This window comes from Nonomuraea sp. WAC 01424 (genome assembly GCF_003947315.1).
Taxonomy (GTDB): Bacteria; Actinomycetota; Actinomycetes; order Streptosporangiales; family Streptosporangiaceae; genus Nonomuraea; species Nonomuraea spiralis.
Genome location: NZ_QHHZ01000012.1, coordinates 122,993 through 140,800 on the forward strand (window position 1 = coordinate 122,993; position 17,808 = coordinate 140,800).

Annotated in this window: 16 protein-coding genes and 1 pseudogene; 14 read left to right on the plus strand and 3 right to left on the minus strand. The window is 71.2% G+C overall.

Features of this window, described 5'->3' with window-relative positions; all coding sequences use genetic code 11:
* Positions 1-199 precede the first annotated feature (199 nt).
* From DMB42_RS31275 to DMB42_RS31335, 13 genes and pseudogenes are all read left to right on the plus strand, one after another.
* On the plus strand, positions 200-2,587 hold the full coding sequence (locus DMB42_RS31275) for an SCO7613 C-terminal domain-containing membrane protein (protein WP_125639651.1): 2,388 nt from the start codon (positions 200-202) through the stop codon (positions 2,585-2,587).
* A 165-nt stretch (positions 2,588-2,752) separates the two neighbouring features.
* A complete protein-coding gene (locus tag DMB42_RS31280; RefSeq protein WP_125639654.1) occupies positions 2,753-3,415 on the plus strand; it encodes a DUF4097 family beta strand repeat-containing protein in 663 nt (220 codons plus the stop codon).
* 878 nt (positions 3,416-4,293) lie between these two features.
* The gene (locus DMB42_RS31285) at positions 4,294-4,830 is read left to right on the plus strand and encodes a hypothetical protein (protein WP_125639657.1); all 537 of its coding nucleotides are present in this window, start codon (positions 4,294-4,296) and stop codon (positions 4,828-4,830) included.
* A 5-nt stretch (positions 4,831-4,835) separates the two neighbouring features.
* Positions 4,836-6,134, plus strand: coding sequence for an SRPBCC family protein (locus tag DMB42_RS31290; RefSeq protein WP_260478056.1), 1,299 nt, complete (start codon positions 4,836-4,838; stop codon positions 6,132-6,134).
* A 58-nt stretch (positions 6,135-6,192) separates the two neighbouring features.
* Positions 6,193-6,399: pseudogene (gene gvpJ / locus DMB42_RS56415) on the plus strand (gas vesicle protein GvpJ); the annotation flags it as partial.
* A 214-nt stretch (positions 6,400-6,613) separates the two neighbouring features.
* The gene (locus tag DMB42_RS31300) at positions 6,614-7,408 is read left to right on the plus strand and encodes a GvpL/GvpF family gas vesicle protein (RefSeq protein ID WP_185844950.1); all 795 of its coding nucleotides are present in this window, start codon (positions 6,614-6,616) and stop codon (positions 7,406-7,408) included.
* Positions 7,409-7,466: 58 nt separating this feature from the next.
* Positions 7,467-7,676, plus strand: a complete 210-nt coding sequence (locus DMB42_RS31305; protein WP_396984272.1) for a gas vesicle protein GvpG — start codon at positions 7,467-7,469, stop codon at positions 7,674-7,676.
* 77 nt (positions 7,677-7,753) lie between these two features.
* A complete protein-coding gene (locus tag DMB42_RS31310) occupies positions 7,754-8,107 on the plus strand; it encodes a gas vesicle protein (protein ID WP_260478057.1) in 354 nt (117 codons plus the stop codon).
* Positions 8,104-8,514, plus strand: coding sequence for a gas vesicle protein (locus DMB42_RS31315; protein WP_396984156.1), 411 nt, complete (start codon positions 8,104-8,106; stop codon positions 8,512-8,514). The genes DMB42_RS31310 and DMB42_RS31315 overlap by 4 nt, the downstream gene beginning before the upstream one ends.
* Positions 8,504-9,286: a GvpL/GvpF family gas vesicle protein gene (locus DMB42_RS31320; RefSeq protein WP_125639666.1), complete on the plus strand. Its 783-nt coding sequence runs from the start codon at positions 8,504-8,506 to the stop codon at positions 9,284-9,286. The genes DMB42_RS31315 and DMB42_RS31320 overlap by 11 nt, the downstream gene beginning before the upstream one ends.
* A complete protein-coding gene (locus tag DMB42_RS31325; RefSeq protein WP_125639669.1) occupies positions 9,273-9,512 on the plus strand; it encodes a gas vesicle protein in 240 nt (79 codons plus the stop codon). Before DMB42_RS31320 ends, DMB42_RS31325 begins: the two co-directional genes overlap by 14 nt.
* On the plus strand, positions 9,496-9,807 hold the full coding sequence (locus DMB42_RS31330) for a gas vesicle protein K (protein ID WP_125639672.1): 312 nt from the start codon (positions 9,496-9,498) through the stop codon (positions 9,805-9,807). Before DMB42_RS31325 ends, DMB42_RS31330 begins: the two co-directional genes overlap by 17 nt.
* A 394-nt stretch (positions 9,808-10,201) precedes the next feature.
* On the plus strand, positions 10,202-11,443 hold the full coding sequence (locus DMB42_RS31335) for a cytochrome P450 (protein ID WP_125639674.1): 1,242 nt from the start codon (positions 10,202-10,204) through the stop codon (positions 11,441-11,443).
* A gap of 42 nt (positions 11,444-11,485) precedes the next feature.
* Here the strand turns inward: DMB42_RS31335 and DMB42_RS31340 are convergent, their stop codons facing one another.
* Positions 11,486-13,342, minus strand: coding sequence for a hypothetical protein (locus DMB42_RS31340; RefSeq protein WP_125639677.1), 1,857 nt, complete (start codon positions 13,340-13,342; stop codon positions 11,486-11,488).
* 432 nt (positions 13,343-13,774) lie between these two features.
* On the opposite strand from DMB42_RS31340, the gene leuS reads away from it, so the two are divergent.
* Positions 13,775-16,255: a leucine--tRNA ligase gene (gene leuS, locus DMB42_RS31345; protein WP_125639680.1), complete on the plus strand. Its 2,481-nt coding sequence runs from the start codon at positions 13,775-13,777 to the stop codon at positions 16,253-16,255.
* Between the two features lie 30 nt (positions 16,256-16,285).
* On the opposite strand, the gene DMB42_RS31350 is transcribed toward leuS, so the two are convergent.
* Together DMB42_RS31350 and DMB42_RS31355 are read right to left on the minus strand one after the other, a co-directional pair.
* On the minus strand, positions 16,286-17,254 hold the full coding sequence (locus tag DMB42_RS31350) for a TIGR03557 family F420-dependent LLM class oxidoreductase (RefSeq protein WP_125639683.1): 969 nt from the start codon (positions 17,252-17,254) through the stop codon (positions 16,286-16,288).
* A 28-nt stretch (positions 17,255-17,282) separates the two neighbouring features.
* The gene (locus DMB42_RS31355; protein ID WP_125639686.1) at positions 17,283-17,726 is read right to left on the minus strand and encodes a hypothetical protein; all 444 of its coding nucleotides are present in this window, start codon (positions 17,724-17,726) and stop codon (positions 17,283-17,285) included.
* Positions 17,727-17,808: the final 82 nt, after the last annotated feature.

A 17,808-nucleotide genomic window follows, 5' to 3' on the forward strand; every position in this document is an offset into this window, starting at 1 on the left:
CGCCGCCGCCGCCGGCCGGAGGGCGGTCGCGCCGGTAACCGATGACAGTGCTTCGCAAGGACGTCACGGTGCAATATGGGTCATCTTGTCAGGCTCAAACGGAGTGTCGGTGCGTGGAAGTATGAAGTGTCCGGACTGCGGGGCGATGTTGTCCGGAACCGGGCTCCAGGAGCCGGTTTCCAGATGCCCGAGGTGTGCGTTGCCTCTTCAGGGCCCCGTCGCGCACGAGCTGTGGCAGGTGGACCAGACTCTCGCCAGGCTGGGGGATCAGCTCGCCGGGCTGCGGGCCCGCCGTACGGAACTGCTCGGCGCCCTGCGTGCCGAAGCGGCAGGTCAGGGAGCGGCGGGCGCGGGCGCGGCGCAGGGGGTGGGGAGCGCGGGCGCGGTACCTCCCTTTGCGGGCGCGTTGCCGCCGTACCCGGCGGCGGCCGGACCTGGGGTTGCGGGCTCCGGTGTCCCGAGGCCGGAGGTCTCCACGGGCACTGCGAAGAACGTCCTGCTCATCCTCGGCGGCCTGCTGCTGACGGTGGCGGCGGCGGTGTTCACCGTGGTGAGCTGGGGGCAACTGGGCATAGGCGGGCGCGCGGCCGTGCTGGCCGCGTTCACCGCGCTGGTCATGCTGGCGCCGGTCGTGCTGATCCGGCGCGGGCTCACCGCGACGGCCGAGACCATGGCCGGGTTGGCGGTCGCGTTGCTGCTGCTCGACGGCTACGCCGCCAGGCGGGTGGGACTCCTTGGGGTCGACTCCCTCGACGCGTTGCACTACTCGGCGGGTGTGTTAGGGCTGACCGCGCTGATCCTGGTGGCCTATGCCCGGGTCACCCGGCTCCGCGGCCCTGCTCCCGTCGCCGTGGTGCTGGCGCAGCCGGTCCTGCCGCTGCTGACCGGAGACTGGTCGGAGACCTGGCTGGTGGCCATGCTGGTGGCGACGGCGGCGCTGGACGTCGTCCTGGTCCGCCACGGCCGGGGAGCGGTGCGGGTGACGGCCGGTTCGACCGGCAGCGGGGTCGCGGTCCTCGCCCTGCTGGGCGGCGTGCCGTACGCGCTGGGATCTCCTTCCGTCGCTCAGGCGCTGGTCAGGTCGGCGCCGTTACTCGGACTGGCGCTGCTCGGCGGGTTGGTGACATGGCTGCTGGCCAGGCGGGGCGACGCCGAGCGGGAGATCTGGGCCGCCGCGGCCGCCGTGGGAACCGTGCTCACGCTGATCGCCGTACCGGCGGCGCCGGCGCAACCGATGCTGGACGGTCCGGGCACGGACTGGCGTCCCCTGGCGTACCTCGTCCCGGCACTCGTGGTGGTGCTCGCCGCTGACCGGCTGCCCTGGCGGCGGGTACGGCCGGCGGGCATGGCCACCGGCGGGCTGGTGGCGCTGCTGACCACGCTGACACTGCTGCCTCGGCTCGTGGTCTCCCTGGCGGCGCCGTTCGCCTGGCTGGACGTGTTGTGGACGGGCACCTGGAACGGGCGGGAGCGGCAGCCGTTCGAGCCGGCGTCGCCGGCGGACGTGGTGGTGCTGGCCGTGCTGGCGACCGGCCTCCTGGCGGCGACCGCCAGGGCCGCCGGCGGGTGGCCGATGAAAGGGGAGGCCGGGGGCGGCAGTGGGTGGTTGACGAGGGCGGCCGTGGTCGGCGCGCTGGTGGCCGGGGCGCTCGTGATCGCGGTCGCCCCTCAGGCCTTCGGCATGCCCTACCCGGTCGCGACGGCGGTGCAGGCGGCGCTCGCCGTCGCGCCGGCGGTGGCCGCCACCCTGGGCCGGGCGCCGTGGTGGGCGGCGGCCTGCGCGCTCGTCGCCGCCCCAGCCTCGGTACGGGCGGCGGCGTACGCGTTCGGCAGCGAGCCGGCGACGCTGATCGTGTTGCCGATCCTGGCGGTGGCGGCGGGCGCGATGGCGCTGCGGGCCAGGCTGACGGGTCTCCGGCTCTGGGGAGTGGGCTTCGCCGCCCTGTTCCTCGGCTTGGAGGCGGTGGCGGCGGGGTTCTCACTGGGCGTGCGCGTCCCGATCGCGGGAAGCATGGGGTTCGCCGTGGCCGGGGTGCTGGTGCTGCTCGTGTCGCTGTGGACGGGCTCGGCCGACCGGGGGAACGGCCTGAGGTACACCGGCGCCGTCCTGCTGCTGCTGGCGTCGTGGCTGCGGCTGGGGGCGGACGAGGTCACCGTCGTCGAGGCGTACACGGTGCCGTGCTCGCTGGTCCTGCTCGGATCCGGTTGGTGGCGGCGGCGCGGTGCGGCGGTCCCGTCGTGGGCCGCCTACGGGGCGGGTCTCTCCTTCACGATGCTGCCCAGCCTGGTGGCGGTCTACGCGGACACCGAATGGCGGAGGTCGTTGGTGCTCGGCGTGGTGGCGCTGGTCGTGCTGCTCGCCGGGGTCCGGTTCAAGCTCCAGGCGCCCACGTCGATCGGAGCGGTCGTGGTCGCCGGGGTCGTGGTGCGGGAGCTGGCTCCGTACGTGTCGGAGATGTTCCTCGCGGTGCCGCGCTGGGTGCCGATCGCCGTTGGCGGCCTGCTGCTCGTGGTGGTGGGGGCGACGTACGAGGCCCGCATGCGCGACCTGCGCCGATTGCGTGACACCTTCGCGACGATGGGTTGACGCCCCGCGGGACGGGCTGGGGCCGGTCGTACGTCAGCGGCCGTGTCAGGGCGGCGATGGTCCGGTATCAGGACGGTCGGCGAAGGTAGACGCATGAAGGGTTCGGCGATGCGGCCTCCGGGTCGCGAATCGGGCCCGCCGAACATGAGTCCACAGGAGAGCATCATGCAGACGTTCGACACCCCCGCCGCCATCCGTACCGTCCTGGACGTCCCCGCGGGACGCGTCCGGTTCGTCGCCGCCGACCGGGCCGACACCACGGTCGAGGTCCGGCCCTCGAACGCCTCGAGGAGCCGTGACGTGAAGGCGGCGGAGCAGACCACGGTCGAGTACGCCGACGGTGTCCTCCGGATCACGACCCCGGAGAAGAACCAGTACCTCGGCCCGTCCGGGGCCATCGAGGTGACGGTCAACCTGCCCGCCGGTTCCGGCGTCGAGGCCAAGGCGGTCGGCGCCGAGCTGCTGACCGCCGGCCGTCTGGGTGAGGTCGCCTTCGAGGGCGCGTACAGCCAGATCAAGATCGAGGAGGTGGCGAGCCTCCGCCTCACCGCGGTCGACGGCGACGTCGAGGTCGGGCGGCTGGGCGGCCCCGCGGAGATCAGCACCGCACGGGGTGACATCCGGGTCGCCGAGGCGGCGGGTGGCAAGGTCGTGCTCGCCACCCAGTCCGGTGACATCTCGATCACCGCCGCCGCCGGGGTCTCGGCGGCCCTGGACGCCGGCACCAGCTACGGCCGCGTCAGCAACGCCCTCAAGAACGACGGCAACGCCGACCTCGACATCCGCGCCACCACCTCCAGCGGCGACATCACCGCCCGCAGCCTGTGACCCCCGGCTTCCGGAGGGAGGGCGGGCCGACCCGCCGAGACCGCCCTCAGGAAGAACTCGCAGTTCAGAGGCCCTTCGGGGCCTCTTCTGCGTTGCCGGGCGAGGGTTCATCGGAAGATCGTGTGACACATTCGCATCCGCACTCCCTGGAACCTGGCGCACGGCGAGCGGTGGTGTCTGTGCCCTTTCGAGTGGTGGGCCTTCCTCGTCCTGACCCGGTGCTTCGCCGCGGTCTTCGGCGGTGCGGCAGGCGGGGGCGCTTGCGCGGCCGGTGGCCGGGGGAGCGCTGAGGGGGGCGCCTGCGGGACGGCCGCCTTCAGGACGACGCCCGCCGGGCCACGGCCCTGGGCTTCCTCCTGGAGGCCGCGGCTGACGGTGAAGCCGACGAACCCGCCCAGCCCGAGCGCGAGGCCGACCGCGATGACGAGCGAGACGTGGCTGACGCCTCGCCGAGGGGCGAGCGGTGATCCCCGGAAGAGCGCGGACGGCGGAAGCACGGCCTTGCCGCGTGACGTGGGCCGGGCCGGGGCCGGACGGATGAACACGGAAGATGGCAGGTCGTTCATGGTCGCCTCCGAGATCACGCTCAGATCGTTGCCGTCTGGTCCCGTATGACGCTCGGTGCGCAGGCTCCGGTTCGGGAGTTGGCGGATCCTTGGGCGGGCCAGGGCCAGGTCCTGACCTTCCGTGTGCCCTGAGCCCGGGGGCAGGCAGGGCTAAACGCCCGCTGATGAGGTGGCTTGGATTCGCCGCCTCACACCAACTCCCTGTCCCTTTTTTCGCCAGTTGGGTGCTTTGTCGCTTTTTCGGGTAGGTCAAGCCGCGCGCAAGGACCCAGTGCGGGTCGAGATGGTGAGCGAGCGGAAGGAGCGCTGATCATGTCGAGCAGGTTGCAGATGGCCTTCGCCATACTCGCCGGGTACTACCTCGGAAGGCGCCACAAGCTGCGTACGGCGGCGGCACTGGCGGCGGCCGGGCTGGCGGGACGCGCCAGCTGCGGCCAGGGTGGCCTGCTGGCGCAAGGCGTCAAGGCCCTCGGCTCCAGTCCCGAGATTCAACGGATGACCGGCCGCCTTCGGGGCGAGCTCATGGAAGTCGGCAAGGCGGCGGCCATTTCCGCGGCCACCAAGCAGATCGACTCCCTGACCCAGAAGCTCCAGGAGCACGGGGCGAAGCCTGAGGCCCCGCAGGACGAGGAAGCCGAAGCTCGGCCCACGAAGCGGCAGGCGCCCAGGGACGAGGAAGCGGACTACGGCGACGAGGACTACGACGAACACGATCGCTACAAGGAGGACGACTACGAAGAGGAACCCGAGGTACCGGAGCAGGCCAGACGGAGGCCCGAGGGCCATGAGGGTCACAGGGGGCAGCGGCGGACACGTCCTGTCCGGCGGGTCGGCCAGTCACGGAGGTGAGTGCGGTGGCTGAGGCAGCGAAGAAAACGGTGCGCGGAAGCGGCGGGGACGCCTTGGGCAAGACCGCCGGAACGGCCGGTAAAGCCGGTCGGGCTGCGACGGGCACGCTCGAAGACCAAGCCAAGAACGTCGCGGGAAAGGCTGGAGACGTCACGGGGAAGGCCGGGGAGGCCGGCCAGGGAATCGCCGACGCCCTGCCGATGGACCGGCTCGTGCAATCCGCTCAGGGGCTTCTGCAGGCGGCGGGCACGCGGGTGTTGTCCTCCGCGGGAGACAAGCTCGAAGACCTGACCGGCCGGCTCAGCGATTACGTGGAACACGGCGGAAAGGGCTTGATGAGCGCGGTCACGGGCTCGGACAAGCCGGGCGGCTTCGTGAGCGGAGCGCTGAAGGGCGGCCTCGCGGGAGGTCTGAAGGGAGGTCTCAAGGGTGGTCTGAAGGGCATCTGGCAGCGGATCACCGGCGGCGGTGGCGGCGCGAAAGCGGGCCACGAGAAGATCACCAACATCGTGGAGACGATCGACATCGGTGCCCCACGGCGTCTGGTGTACGACCAGTGGACCCAGTTCCAGGACTTCCCGACGTTCATGAAGAAGGTCGAGACCGTCAAGCAGGACGCCGACGAGGAGCTCTCCTGGAAGGCTCAGGTCTTCCTGTCGCACAGGAGCTGGAAGGCGCACATCGTCGAGCAGATCCCGGATCAGCGGATCATCTGGCGCTCAGAGGGACAGAAGGGGCATGTCGATGGAGCGGTGACCTTCCACGAGGTCACGCCTGACCTGACCCGGGTCCTGGTCGTGCTGGAGTACCACCCGCAGGGCCTGTTCGAGCGCACCGGCAACCTGTGGCGCGCCCAGGGACGACGCGTACGCCTGGAGCTCAAGCACTTCAGACGGCACGTGATGGCGCACCTGTTGCTGAATCCCGACGAGATGGAGGGCTGGCGCGGCGAGATCCACGACAGCGAGGTCGTCAAGGATCACGAGACCGCCGTCCAGGAGGAACGGGAGCAGCAGGAAGCCGAGGAAGAGCAGCCGGAGGACGTCGAGCGGGCGGAGGCGGAAGAGCCCGAAGAGGAGCCCGAAGAGGAGTACGAGGAGGAAGAGGGGGAGCCCGAGGAGGAAGAGGGAGAGTTCGAGGAGCCCGAAGAGGAAGAAGAAGGAGAAGAGGAGGAAGAGGAGGAAGTGGAGCCCGAGGAGCGTCCCGCGGCTCCGCCCGTGGCGCGGCGTCGCGCCGGAGCGTCCACCCGCCGGTCCGCCGAGCACGACCGCCCGGTACGCCGGCGTCGGGTCCGAGCCGAGTAGCCACTCGTCAGGGCCTGTCGCCGAAGGCCCGGCCACCCAGAACCAGGGGGGGAACGACATGACCGTTCAGCCTGCCGGTCACGGCACACCGGCCAGCAGCGGTACTGCGGGGACAAGTCTGGCGGACGTCATCGACACCATCCTCGACAAGGGCCTCGTCATCGACGCATTCGTCCGGGTCTCGCTCGTCGGCATCGAGGTGCTGACGATCGACAGCCGGATCGTCGTGGCCAGCGTGGACACGTACCTGCGGTTCGCGGAGGCGGCCAACCGCCTCGATCTGTCGGCCACGGAGAAGGGCCTGCCGGAGGTCGTCGAGGACGTGACGACGGCCAGGGCCGTCAGCCAGGCGAGCCGGCCTGCGGGCGGAGAGCTGGAGGCCGCGTCCGACGAGCCCGACGAGTTGCAGGAGCTCGCGGGTGAGGTCGTGGAGCGCGAGGAACGGCCGCGCCGGGCACGTCGTGGAGAGGATGAGTGAGATGACGCCACGCAGAGAGGCCGCCGGGTCCGAGGACGCGTCGCAGGCGAGCATGAACGGCTACGCGTCCTACGTGTACGGGATCGTCCCGATGGATGTCGAGGTGGAGCCCGGGACCGAGGGAGTGGGGGATCCCGGGGAGCAGGTGCGGCTGGTGCCGTTCGGTCAGATCGCCGCTCTGGTGAGCGATGTCGAGGCGGACCGCCCGCTCGGCCGCCCGCGAGACCTCCAGACGCACCAGCGGCTGCTCGACCAGACCGCGGCGGAGGTGCCGGTGTTGCCGTTCCGGTTCGGGGCGGTGCTGACGAACTCCGAGGCCGTGGTGGAGGAGCTGCTGAAGCCGTACCACGACCAGTTCGCCGACGCCCTCCAGGAGGTGGAGGGCCGGACGCAGTACGTGGTCAACGGCCGGTACGACGAGCGCGCGATCCTGACCGAGATCCTGCGGGAGAACGGCGAGGCCGCGAGCCTTCGGCAGCAGATCACCGGGCGCCCGGAGGACGCGACACGCAATGAGCGCATGCGGCTCGGCGAGATCATCGAGGGCACGATCGCGGACAAGCGCGAGGCGGACACCGCGACGGTGGTGGACGAGCTCTCGGACCTGTGCGAACAGCTGGTCGTGCGCGAGCCCTCCCACGAACGTGACGCCGCGCACGTGGCCGCGCTGGTGGCGCGCGACCGGCGGGCCGAGTTCGAACAGGCGGTGGACGAGCTGGCCCGACGCTGGTCGGGCCGCGTCGAGCTGCGCCTGCTGGGGCCGATGGCGCCGTACGACTTCGTCGGCACGAGCTGACCGCGCCGGCACGGACGCCGACGCCCGGGAGGAGTGAACATCCTTGGGACTGGGGACGTTGCTTTTTGGCTGGCCACTCATGCCGATCTACGCGGTCGTCAAGCTCGGCGAGCTCATGCGCGACCAGGTCGAGCGGGAGCTGCACGACCCGGCCGTGGTCCGGCGCCGCCTGGAGGAGGTGGAGCAGGCCAGGGCCGACGGCCGGATCTCCGCGGAGGAGGAGGACCGGGCGGTGGAGGAGATCTTGCGGGGGATGGTCGGCTGGTGAGGCGCTAGCGGGGGGCCGCACCAGGAAAGTACGGGGGTGATGTGGTGCCTGCCAGGCAGGGAACCGAGCACAAGCGCGTGCCGAGATCCGAGCACGAGCGCGTGCCGGGGACGAAGCGTGCGGACACCGGCGACGAGGGGCCGCCGCGTACGCGCTCCGCGGATCTGCCGGCCGCCGAGGTGGCCGGGGTCGGGTTGCGGATGATGACCGAGCTGACCGGCAAGGAAGCCGAGAGCGTCACGCTGGTCGAGCCGTCCGAGGACGGATGGCTGGTCGGCGTGGAGATGGTGGAGGACCGCCGGATCCCGTCCTCCGGTGACACCCTGGCCATGTACGAGATCGACCTCGACATGACGGGCGGCCTCCTGTCCTACCGCCGGGTGCGCCGCTACAAGCGGGGCAGCGGCGACCTCGCCGAGGGCTCGCGGTGAGCGCCAACGTACGGCCGAGCCCGTACGTGCCCGGGTCCTCCTTCCAGCCGGCCTCCCATGGCGGCCGCGAGTCGGCCAACCTAGGCGACATCCTGGAACGGGTGCTCGACCGGGGCGTGGTGATCGCCGGCGACATCCAGGTGAACCTGCTCGACATCGAGCTGCTGACGATCAAGCTGCGCCTGCTCATCGCCTCGGTCGACACCGCCCGCGAGATGGGCATCGACTGGTGGGAGCACGACCCGTGGCTCACCGGCGACACCCAGGAGCTGGCGAAGGAGAACCGCAAGCTGCGCCGCCGTCTCGCGGCCCTTGAGGAGATGGTGTCCGCCCGGGTGCTGGAACGCGGCGCCGCGACCGGGCGCGCGCCCGGCCACGTGCCTGAGGCGGTCGAACGTGGCCACTGACCAGGGCGTCTACCTCTACGCGGTCACCCGCGACGAGGGCGAGGGGCCCGACGGGCTGACGGGGGTGGCGGGCGCGCCCGTGCGCCGTCTCACGCACCGGGACCTGGCCGCCTTCTTCAGCACGGTCTCGCTGGCGGAGTTCGGCGAGGAGGCGCTGCGCCGTTCGATGGAGGACCTCGCCTGGCTGGAGGAGACCGCGCGCACCCACCACCGGGTGGTGGAGGCCGTCGCCGCCCTCAGGCCCACGGCCCCGGTGCGGCTGGTCACCGTCTACACGGGAGAGGCGCAGGTACGGGAGCTTCTCGACGAGCGGCACGAACAGTTCGACGCGGTGCTGGCGCGGGTGGCCGGCCGGCGGGAGTGGGGCGTCAAGGCGTACGCCGTTCCCGGCCGGGCGGAACCGGTGGCCGACCCGCAGGACGCGGCGCCGGGTGCGGCCTACCTGAACCGCCGCCGGGCCGCCCTGCGCGGACGGGAGGCCGACTGGCGCCGGGCCGCCGAGCACGCCCGGGCCGTGCACGAGGCGCTGATGGACGTCGCCGTCGTCGGCAGATGCCACCGGGCCCAGGACCCGCAGCTGTCCGGACGGCGGGAGCAGATGGTCCTCAACGGCGCCTACCTGGTGGACGACGAACGCGCCGCCGAGTTCGCGCAGGTCATCGAGGACGTCGCCGAGCGGGGGGTCACCGTGGAGCTCGTCGGCCCCTGGGCGCCCTACTCCTTCGCCGCCCTCGACCAGGACGGTGAGGCGGCCCGCGGTGACGCCCCCTGAGCCGAGAGGAGGCCGGCTCGCCGCCCAGGGCCGCCTGCCCGAGCAGCGGGTGGCGCTCGTCGAGCTGCTGGACCGCCTGCTGGCGGGTGGGGCGGTCGTGACCGGCGACCTCGTGCTGTCCATCTCCGGCATCGACCTCGTACGGATCTCCCTGAGGGCCCTGCTGGTCAGCGTGCGCGAGGGCGACGCGGTAAAAGGAGGGATGCGACATGACGAGCCCGACTGACCGGCAGGCGGCCAGACCTGGCGAGTGGCGGCTGGAGACGGACGCCGACTCGGTGCAGCACGACCTGAGCCGTCTCGTGCTGACGCTGGTCGAGCTGATCCGCCAGCTGGTGGAACGCCAGTGCGTCCGGCGGATGGACAACGGCGACCTGACCGGGGAGCAGCTTGAGGCGGTGGGGCTGACCCTCATGCGGCTGGAGGAGGCCATGGCCGAGTTGTGCGACCGGTTCGGCCTCTCGCCCGCCGACCTCAACCTCGACCTCGGCCCCCTGGGCACCCTGCTCCCGGCGGACTGACCGTACACTCACGCGGCCGAGCACATCATGAGCCGAGCAGGCAGGGCGGTGGCCACCGCCCCGACCACAGCCGCGTACGGCACCGCCGACCCGGTCATGAGTGATCCTTACCCGGCCCGGAGCCGGCGCGCGCGGCCGTGGCCGACCCCGTCCACCACGGCCGCCGCCGGCAGGACGTCGTCCGCCGTGCGCAACCCCAGGAGCCCGGCCCCCGGCCGGGTCATGAACCACACGTCTCCCGGCGCCGGCGGATCGCTAGCCGAGGAGGAGGCGGAACGTCATGCGCGGAACCCTACAAAGCCCCTGGCGTCAGGAGCCACAGGTTTTCCGGCCCCCACGTACGGTGTACGTCACAACCATTGACGTAAGTGGTCGCTTTCCGAATGATGTTCCTATGACCGTCCTCGACTTCGACCTGTCGGACCGGAACTTCTGGGCCAGGCCCATGAGCGAGCGCGAGGAGGCGTTCGACCGGTTACGAGCCCGTGCGACGCCCGCCTTCTTCGACGAGATGAAGATCGACTTCGCGCCTCAGGGGCCCGGCTACTACGCGCTGGTCAGGCATGCCGACATCCTGGAGGCCAGCCGCAACCCGGAGGTCTTCTGCTCGGGCGACGGCGGCGCGACGAACATCCCCGACATGCCGGCCGAGTTCACCGAGTATTTCGGCTCCATGATCAACATGGACGACCCCCGGCACGCCCGGCTGCGCAGGATCGTCTCCCGTGCGTTCACCCCCAAGATGATCAAACAGTTCGAGTCGGACGTCGAGGCCGCCGCGGTCCGGATCGTGGACGACCTGCTGGCCGCCGGCCCCGGCGCCGACTTCGTCACCGACGTGGCCGCGCGCCTGCCGCTGAAGATCATCTGCGACATGATGGGCATCCCCGAGCGCGACTACCGCTTCGTCTTCGACCGCTCCAACATCATCCTCGGCGGCTTCGACCCCGAGTACACCGGCGGCGACCTCGACCAGCTCGCCACCCGCCTGCTCACCGTGGGTATGGAGCTCCAGCAGCTCGTCCAGGACCTGGCCGCCCACCGCACCGCCAACCCCACGAACGACCTGACGTCCTCGCTGGTCAACGCCAACATCGACGGCGAGCGGCTGACGATGCAGGAGCTGGGGTCGTTCTTCATCCTGCTGGTGGTGGCCGGCAACGAGACCACCAGGAACGCCATCTCCTACGGCCTGCGCCTGCTGACCAGGAACCCCGACCAGCGCGCCCTGTGGCTGGAGGACGTCGACGGCCGCGCCCCCGGGGCCGTGGAGGAGATCGTCCGGCTGGCCTCGCCGGTGAACTTCATGCGCCGCAAGGTCACCCGCGACCACGAGATGAACGGCCACCTCTACCGCAAGGGCGAGAAGGTGGTGTTGTTCTACTGGGCGGCCAACCGGGACGAGACGGTGTTCGCCGATCCGTACCGCTTCGACATCACCCGCCACCCCAACCCGCACGTCGGGTTCGGCGGCCCGGGGCCGCACTTCTGCCTCGGCGCGCACCTGGCCAGGCGGGAGATCACGGTGATGTTCCGGGAGCTGCTGCGGCGCGTGCCGCAGATCGAGGGCGGCAAGCCCGATCGCCTGCACTCCTCGTTCATCAACGGCATCAAGCACATGGAGTGCACGTTCTGACGCGCGAGTGACCCGGGCGCCGCGGGCGCCCGGGTCGCAGGACTACTGCGCGCTCACCTTGAGCTGGTTCATCACCGTACGGATGTCCGGAAGGAGCTGCTTGCCCTCTTCCGGGATCGACACGAAGACGATGGCGGGCACGTCGCCCCCGGCGTTGATCGCCATCGTGACGATCGTGGCCTTGTCCGTGCCGGCGGTCATGGTGTACGCGATGAGCCGGCCGGTCGAGGCGCCGACCTTGATCGACTGCTGCGCGATCTTCCTGACCTTGTTGCCCGCGGGGTAGAGGTTCTTGCGGGCCTGCAGCACCATGCGCTTGATGACCGGCTCCAGGTTGTCCTCCTCGTACAGGGAGGACAGCTGCGACGGGAGCGGGCCCGACATGATCTGGGCGTACTTCTCCGGCGCGACCTGCACGTACTGGCGGGTGTCGTAGCCGAAGGTGGACTTGACCGTGGCGCGCTGGTCGAGCTGCCAGGTGCCGCCGAGGCGGGGCAGCGAGACGCCGGCCGCCGCGTCCTCCACCCGGCCGGTCACCGGCGACGCCTTGCCCGGGTACTTGGGCAGGGCGGGGATCGTCGTGGAGGTCTTGCCCGTGCCCCCCTTGGTGGGGCCGCCCGAGGCCGCGGGGGAGGCGGCCGTCTTGCTCTCCGGCGTGTCCTCACCGGCCAGCGGGCCCGCGAGGAAGGCCCACAGCAGCGCCGCGACCAGCGCGATCGCCACCGAGCCGCCGAGCGCGTAGATCCAGATGGGCTTGCCGGACTCGTCGTCCAGGGAGTCGTGCTCGCTCATGCCCTCGAACTCGTCGCCGAAGACGTTGTTCCAGAGCTCCTGCTGACGGTCGGGGGGCGGGGTGCGCGAGCCGCTGATCTGACCGGCCGTCACGAACCGGCGGTCGGGGTCGGAGGGGTCGCGGTTGAGGTTCGAGCCGGGGCGCGCCTGGTCGGGGTGGCCGTCGCCGTGCATCCCCGGGCCGCCGGGCATGCCCTGGTCGCCGTGCATCCCCGGGCCGCCGGGCATGCCCTGGTCGCCGGGCATCCCCTCGGCGCCGGGCGGGGGCGCGCCGACGTGGGCCGCGCCGAGCTGGTTCGACGGCACCGCCTGGTCGCCGAGAATGCCGTCGCCCGGGCGGCCGCCGTACATCATCGTGCGCTCGTCGGCCGGAACGGCGGACGGCCCGCCGGGGCCGTCGAGCGGCGAGAGGCCGGGCTGGCCGGGCTGAACGGGACGGCCGGGCTGGACGGGGGCGTCGAGCGGGCCGGGCGCGCGGCCCAGCGTGACCGTGTGGTCCAGCGGGTCGCCGAGGGAGGCGGACGGGCCGCCCGGCGGGACGTTGGACGGGCTGTTCGGCCAGGGCGCCGGCGTGGAGAGGTTGGACCAGGCGTTCGCGGAGGGCGTCGGCGGCTGGGACCAGGCGGGCACCGGGTCCTGCGGCTGGATCGGTTGCGGCTGGACCGGCTGCGGCTGCTCGGGCCAGGAGACCGGGACGTCCTGCTGGCGGGGGGTCTCGGGCCAGCCGGGCTCCTGGCGGGGCGCCTCGGGCCAGGACTGCCGCGGCTGCTCCGGCCACGAGGCGTCGCCGCCCTGCCGCGGCGAGCGCGAGCCGTCGTTGCGGTGGACGTCGTTGCGCGAGCCGTCATTACGGTGGACGTCACGGTGGACGTCGTTGCGCGGGGCCTCCGGCCAGGCGGCGTCGCCGCGCGGCGGGTCGGGCCACGCGGGCGCCTGCGGGGCCTCGGGCCAGGACGGCTGGGCGGGCGCGGCCTCCGGCCACGACATCGGCACCCCGGACGGCTCCTGCCCGCCGGACGGCCAGGAGGACGGTACGTCGTCGCGGGCCTCCGGCCAGGATGGCGGCAGGTGTGACGCCCCGGAGCTCGCGGAATTCTCCGTTGCCATTGCTGCCGGCCCTCCCGAAGTTGTGTCCGGATCTGCCGCTATATCCGGATTTGACGTACCAGGCATGATCTCATGGGATTTTCCAGGAGATACGGCTGGTTTCGCAGCGAAACGAGCGAAGCCGTGCGGATCGGTTGGCGGATCCTGCAGTGGCAGGTCGCCCCCCGGTCGATCTGGCTCAGCTGGGTACACCACGCGACGACAGTATTCTAATGGGACATATGAGGTCACAACGGATACATCACCATCAGGTCTCGCTGGACCTGAAGGATCTATTGTGCCTGCGCTGGTCGATCGAGTATCTGCATTCCGTCGAAGACGTGCGCTAGGCTTGACACATGCGTTCCGCGACCCTGCTTCTTAGCGGGCCGCGACGGCCCTGAGAGGTCTCGCCGTCGCGGCTACCCCTCGTTGTGCACGAGGGGTTTTCTTATGGGTCCGAGTCAAGCCAGAAGGACAGTAGCCGTGAGTGAGTACGACCCGCAGGCGCTGCAGGCCAAGTGGCAGCAGCGATGGGAGGAACAGGAGCCCTACCGGGCGAGCGAGGACGCGGCCGACCCCCGGGAGCGGCGCTACATGCTCGACATGTTCCCCTACCCGTCGGGCGACCTGCACATGGGCCACGGCGAGGTGTTCGCCATCGGCGACGTCGTCGCGCGCTACTGGATGCAGCAGGGCTACAACGTCCTGCACCCGATCGGCTGGGACTCCTTCGGGCTGCCCGCCGAGAACGCCGCGATCAAGCGCAACGCCCACCCCGCCGAGTGGACCTACGCCAACATCGAGACGCAGGCCAACTCCTTCCAGCGCTACGGCATCTCCTTCGACTGGTCGCGCCGCCTGCACACCAGCGACCCCGAGTACTACCGCTGGAACCAGTGGCTGTTCAACCGCTTCTTCGAGCGCGGCCTGGCCTACCGCAAGGGCGGCCTGGTCAACTGGTGCCCCAACGACCAGACGGTGCTGGCCAACGAGCAGGTCGTGGCGGGCAAGTGCGAGCGCTGCGGCGCCGACGTCATCCGCCGCGAGCTGACGCAGTGGTACTTCAAGATCACTGACTACGCCCAGCGCCTGCTGGACGACATGCAGCAGCTGACCGGCTGGCCCGAGCGCCTGCTGACGATGCAGCGCAACTGGATCGGCCGCTCCGAGGGCGCCGACGTGCTGTTCGAGATCGAGGGCCGCGAGGAGCCGGTCCACGTCTACACCACGCGCCCCGACACCCTGTACGGCGCCACGTTCTTCGTCGTCGCGGTCGACGCCGCACTGGCCGACGAGATCGTCACCGACGAGCAGCGTCCGGCCTACGAGGCCTACCGCGCCGAGGTCGCCAAGCTGAGCGACATCGAGCGCCTGTCCACCGACAAGGAGAAGACCGGCGTCTTCCTGGGCCGCCACGCGGTCAACCCGGTCAGCGGCGAGCGCATCCCGGTCTGGGCGGCCGACTACGTGCTGTCCGACTACGGCCACGGCGCGATCATGGCCGTGCCCGCCCACGACCAGCGCGACCTCGACTTCGCCAGGAAGTTCGAGCTGCCGGTCCAGGTCGTCGTCCACACCGGGCTGGCCGACCCCGGCGAGACCGGCGAGGCCACGCCCGGCGAGGGCACACTGGTCAACTCCGGCCCGCTGGACGGCCTGACCAAGGCCGAGGCGATCTCCAAGATCATCGAGATCCTGGAGGTCGAGGGCAGGGGCACCGGCGCGGTCAACTTCCGGCTGCGCGACTGGCTGCTGTCCCGCCAGCGCTTCTGGGGCACGCCGATCCCGATCATCCACTGCGGCGACTGCGGCGAGGTGCCCGTCCCCGACGAGCAGCTGCCCGTCACGCTGCCCGACCTGCGCGGCGAGGCGCTGGCGCCCAAGGGCGTCTCCCCGCTGGCCAGCGCCACCGAGTGGGTCAACGTCGAGTGCCCCAAGTGCGGCGGGCCGGCCAAGCGCGACACCGACACGATGGACACGTTCGTCGACTCGTCCTGGTACTACCTGCGCTACACCTCGCCCGGCTACACCGACGGGCCGTTCGACCCCGAGCAGGTGCGCAAGTGGGGCCCGATCGACCAGTACGTCGGCGGCATCGAGCACGCCGTGCTGCACCTGCTGTACTCCCGCTTCTTCACCAAGGTCCTGCACGACATGGGCATGGTGGACTTCACCGAGCCGTTCCTGCGCATGCTGAACCAGGGGCAGGTGATCAACGGCGGCAAGGCCATGTCGAAGTCCCTGGGCAACGGCATCGACCTGGGCCAGCAGATCGACGCGTTCGGCGTCGACGCCGTGCGCCTGACGATGATCTTCGCCGGTCCGCCGGAGGACGACATCGACTGGGCCGACGTCTCGCCGGCCGCCTCGCAGAAGTTCCTGGCCCGCGTGCTGCGCGTGATGTCCGAGGCGGGCGCCGAGCCCGGTGTGCCGTTCGAGGGCGGTGACACCGAGCTGCGCAAGGCCACCCACCGCACGATCGACGAGGTCACCAAGCTGGTGGAGTCCCAGCGCTTCAACGTCGCGGTGGCCCGGATGATGGAGCTGACCTCGGCCGCGCGCAAGGCCATCGACTCCGGTCCCGGCGCGGCCGACCCGGCGGTGCGCGAGGCCGCCGAGTCGCTGGCCGTCATGTTGTCGCTGGTGGCCCCGTACGTCGCCGAGGAGGGCTGGGAGCGCCTGGGCCGCACGGGTCCGGTCGCCGTCGCCGGCTGGCCGGTCGCCGACCCCGCGCTGCTGGTGCAGGAGTCGGTCACGTGCGTGGTGCAGGTGGCGGGCAAGGTGCGCGACCGGCTGGAGGTCGCGCCCGACATCTCCGAGGACGAGCTGCGGGCCCTGGCCCTGGCCTCCGACAAGGTGGCCGGCTACCTCCAGGGTGCGCCGCGCAAGGTGATCGTGCGCGCGCCCAAGCTGGTCAACATCGTCCCGTAGCCGCGGCGAGGCCCGGAGCCTCGCCGCAGGCTAGATCCGGCGCAGGGCCGGCAGGAGCTCCTTCTCCGCCCAGTCGAAGAACGGCTCCTGCTGGTCGTGCCCGATCTGTACGAGCGCCACGTGCGTGTAACCGGCGTCGGCGAACTCCCTGACGCTCCGCACGACCGCGTCCACGTCCGCGCCGCAGGGCACGCTTCCGGCGACGTCCTCCGGGCGTACCGAGCCGGCCGCGGCGGCGAAGTTCACCGGGCCGGGCAGCTCGGCCATGACCTTCCAGCCGCCGACGCCCGACCAGCGCCACAGCCGGTGCGCCCGTTCCCGGGCGGCCTCGGGGTCGGTGTCATAGGCGATCGGGAGCTGGCCGTAGACCGGTCTGCCCTGGCCGCCCGCGGCGTTGAACTGCTGCACCACCTCGGGCATCGGGTCGTTGACGACCAGGACGTCGGCCAGCTCCGCGGCGATCTCGGCCGGGCTGGCGGGGGACGCGGCGATGCCGATCGGGACCCGCTCGTCGGGCAGGTCGTAGAGCTTGGCGGAGTCCACGTCGTAGAACTCGCCCTGGTAGGTGACGTACTCGCCGCTGAACAGCTCCTTGATGATCCGTACGGCCTCGGTGAACATCCGGTGCCTGGTGTCCACGGGCGGCCAGCCCTCGCCGACGACGTGCTCGTTGAGGTTCTCGCCGGCGCCGAGGCCGAGCGTGAACCGGCCCTCGCTCAGCACCCCCATCGTGGCGGCCTTCTGCGCCACGACGGCGGGGTGGTAGCGCATGATGGGGCAGGTCACGTACGTCATGAGCGGCAGACGCTCGGTGACCTGCGCCGCGGCGCCCAGCACCGACCAGCAGTACGGCGAATGTCCCATCTCCTCGACCCACGGGAAGTAGTGGTCGGAGATCACCGCATAGTCGAACCCGACGTGTTCGGCGGTGGCGGCGTAGTCGACCAGTTCGCGGGCCGGAGTCTGCTCCGACATCAGGGTGTAGCCGATTTGCACCATACGGTCGGACTACCCCAGTTTGTCCGGATTAGCGTTGGGCGTCTGAAGATCGCGGGCACCGGCCGAGTTCCTCGATGACCAGGCCCAGCCCGATGCCCAGCAGCCAGATGTCCTTGGACAGGCCGATGCCCTGCTGGGTCGGGCGCAGGCTGCCCTCCTCGCGCATGCCCGGCGTCTTGAGGTAGAGCCCGAGCAGTCCCGCGGCGAACGCGGTCAGCCCGGCCCCGACCAGCAGCGACGGCACGAAGGGCAGGACGAGCGCGGCCCCGAGGGCGATCTCCCCCTTCGACAGCAGCCGGGTGAAGGCCACCGGATCCTGGCCGCGCAGGAACGGGTACGTGCCCGAGGCCATGCCGTGCAGGCCGGCGGCGGTCTGGTCGTCGGCGTGGGCCTTGCCGAGCCCTGAGTTCAGGATGACGGCGGCGGCGGCCAGGCGGGGCGGTAGCTGGTGCGGGCGAGCGCAAAATCTCATGATTCCTCACTAGTTGTGATTTTTGGCGATCTGGCTCCTGCCCTGGCCTCCTCCGCGCATCCGGGGACCCGGCCGGTCTTGG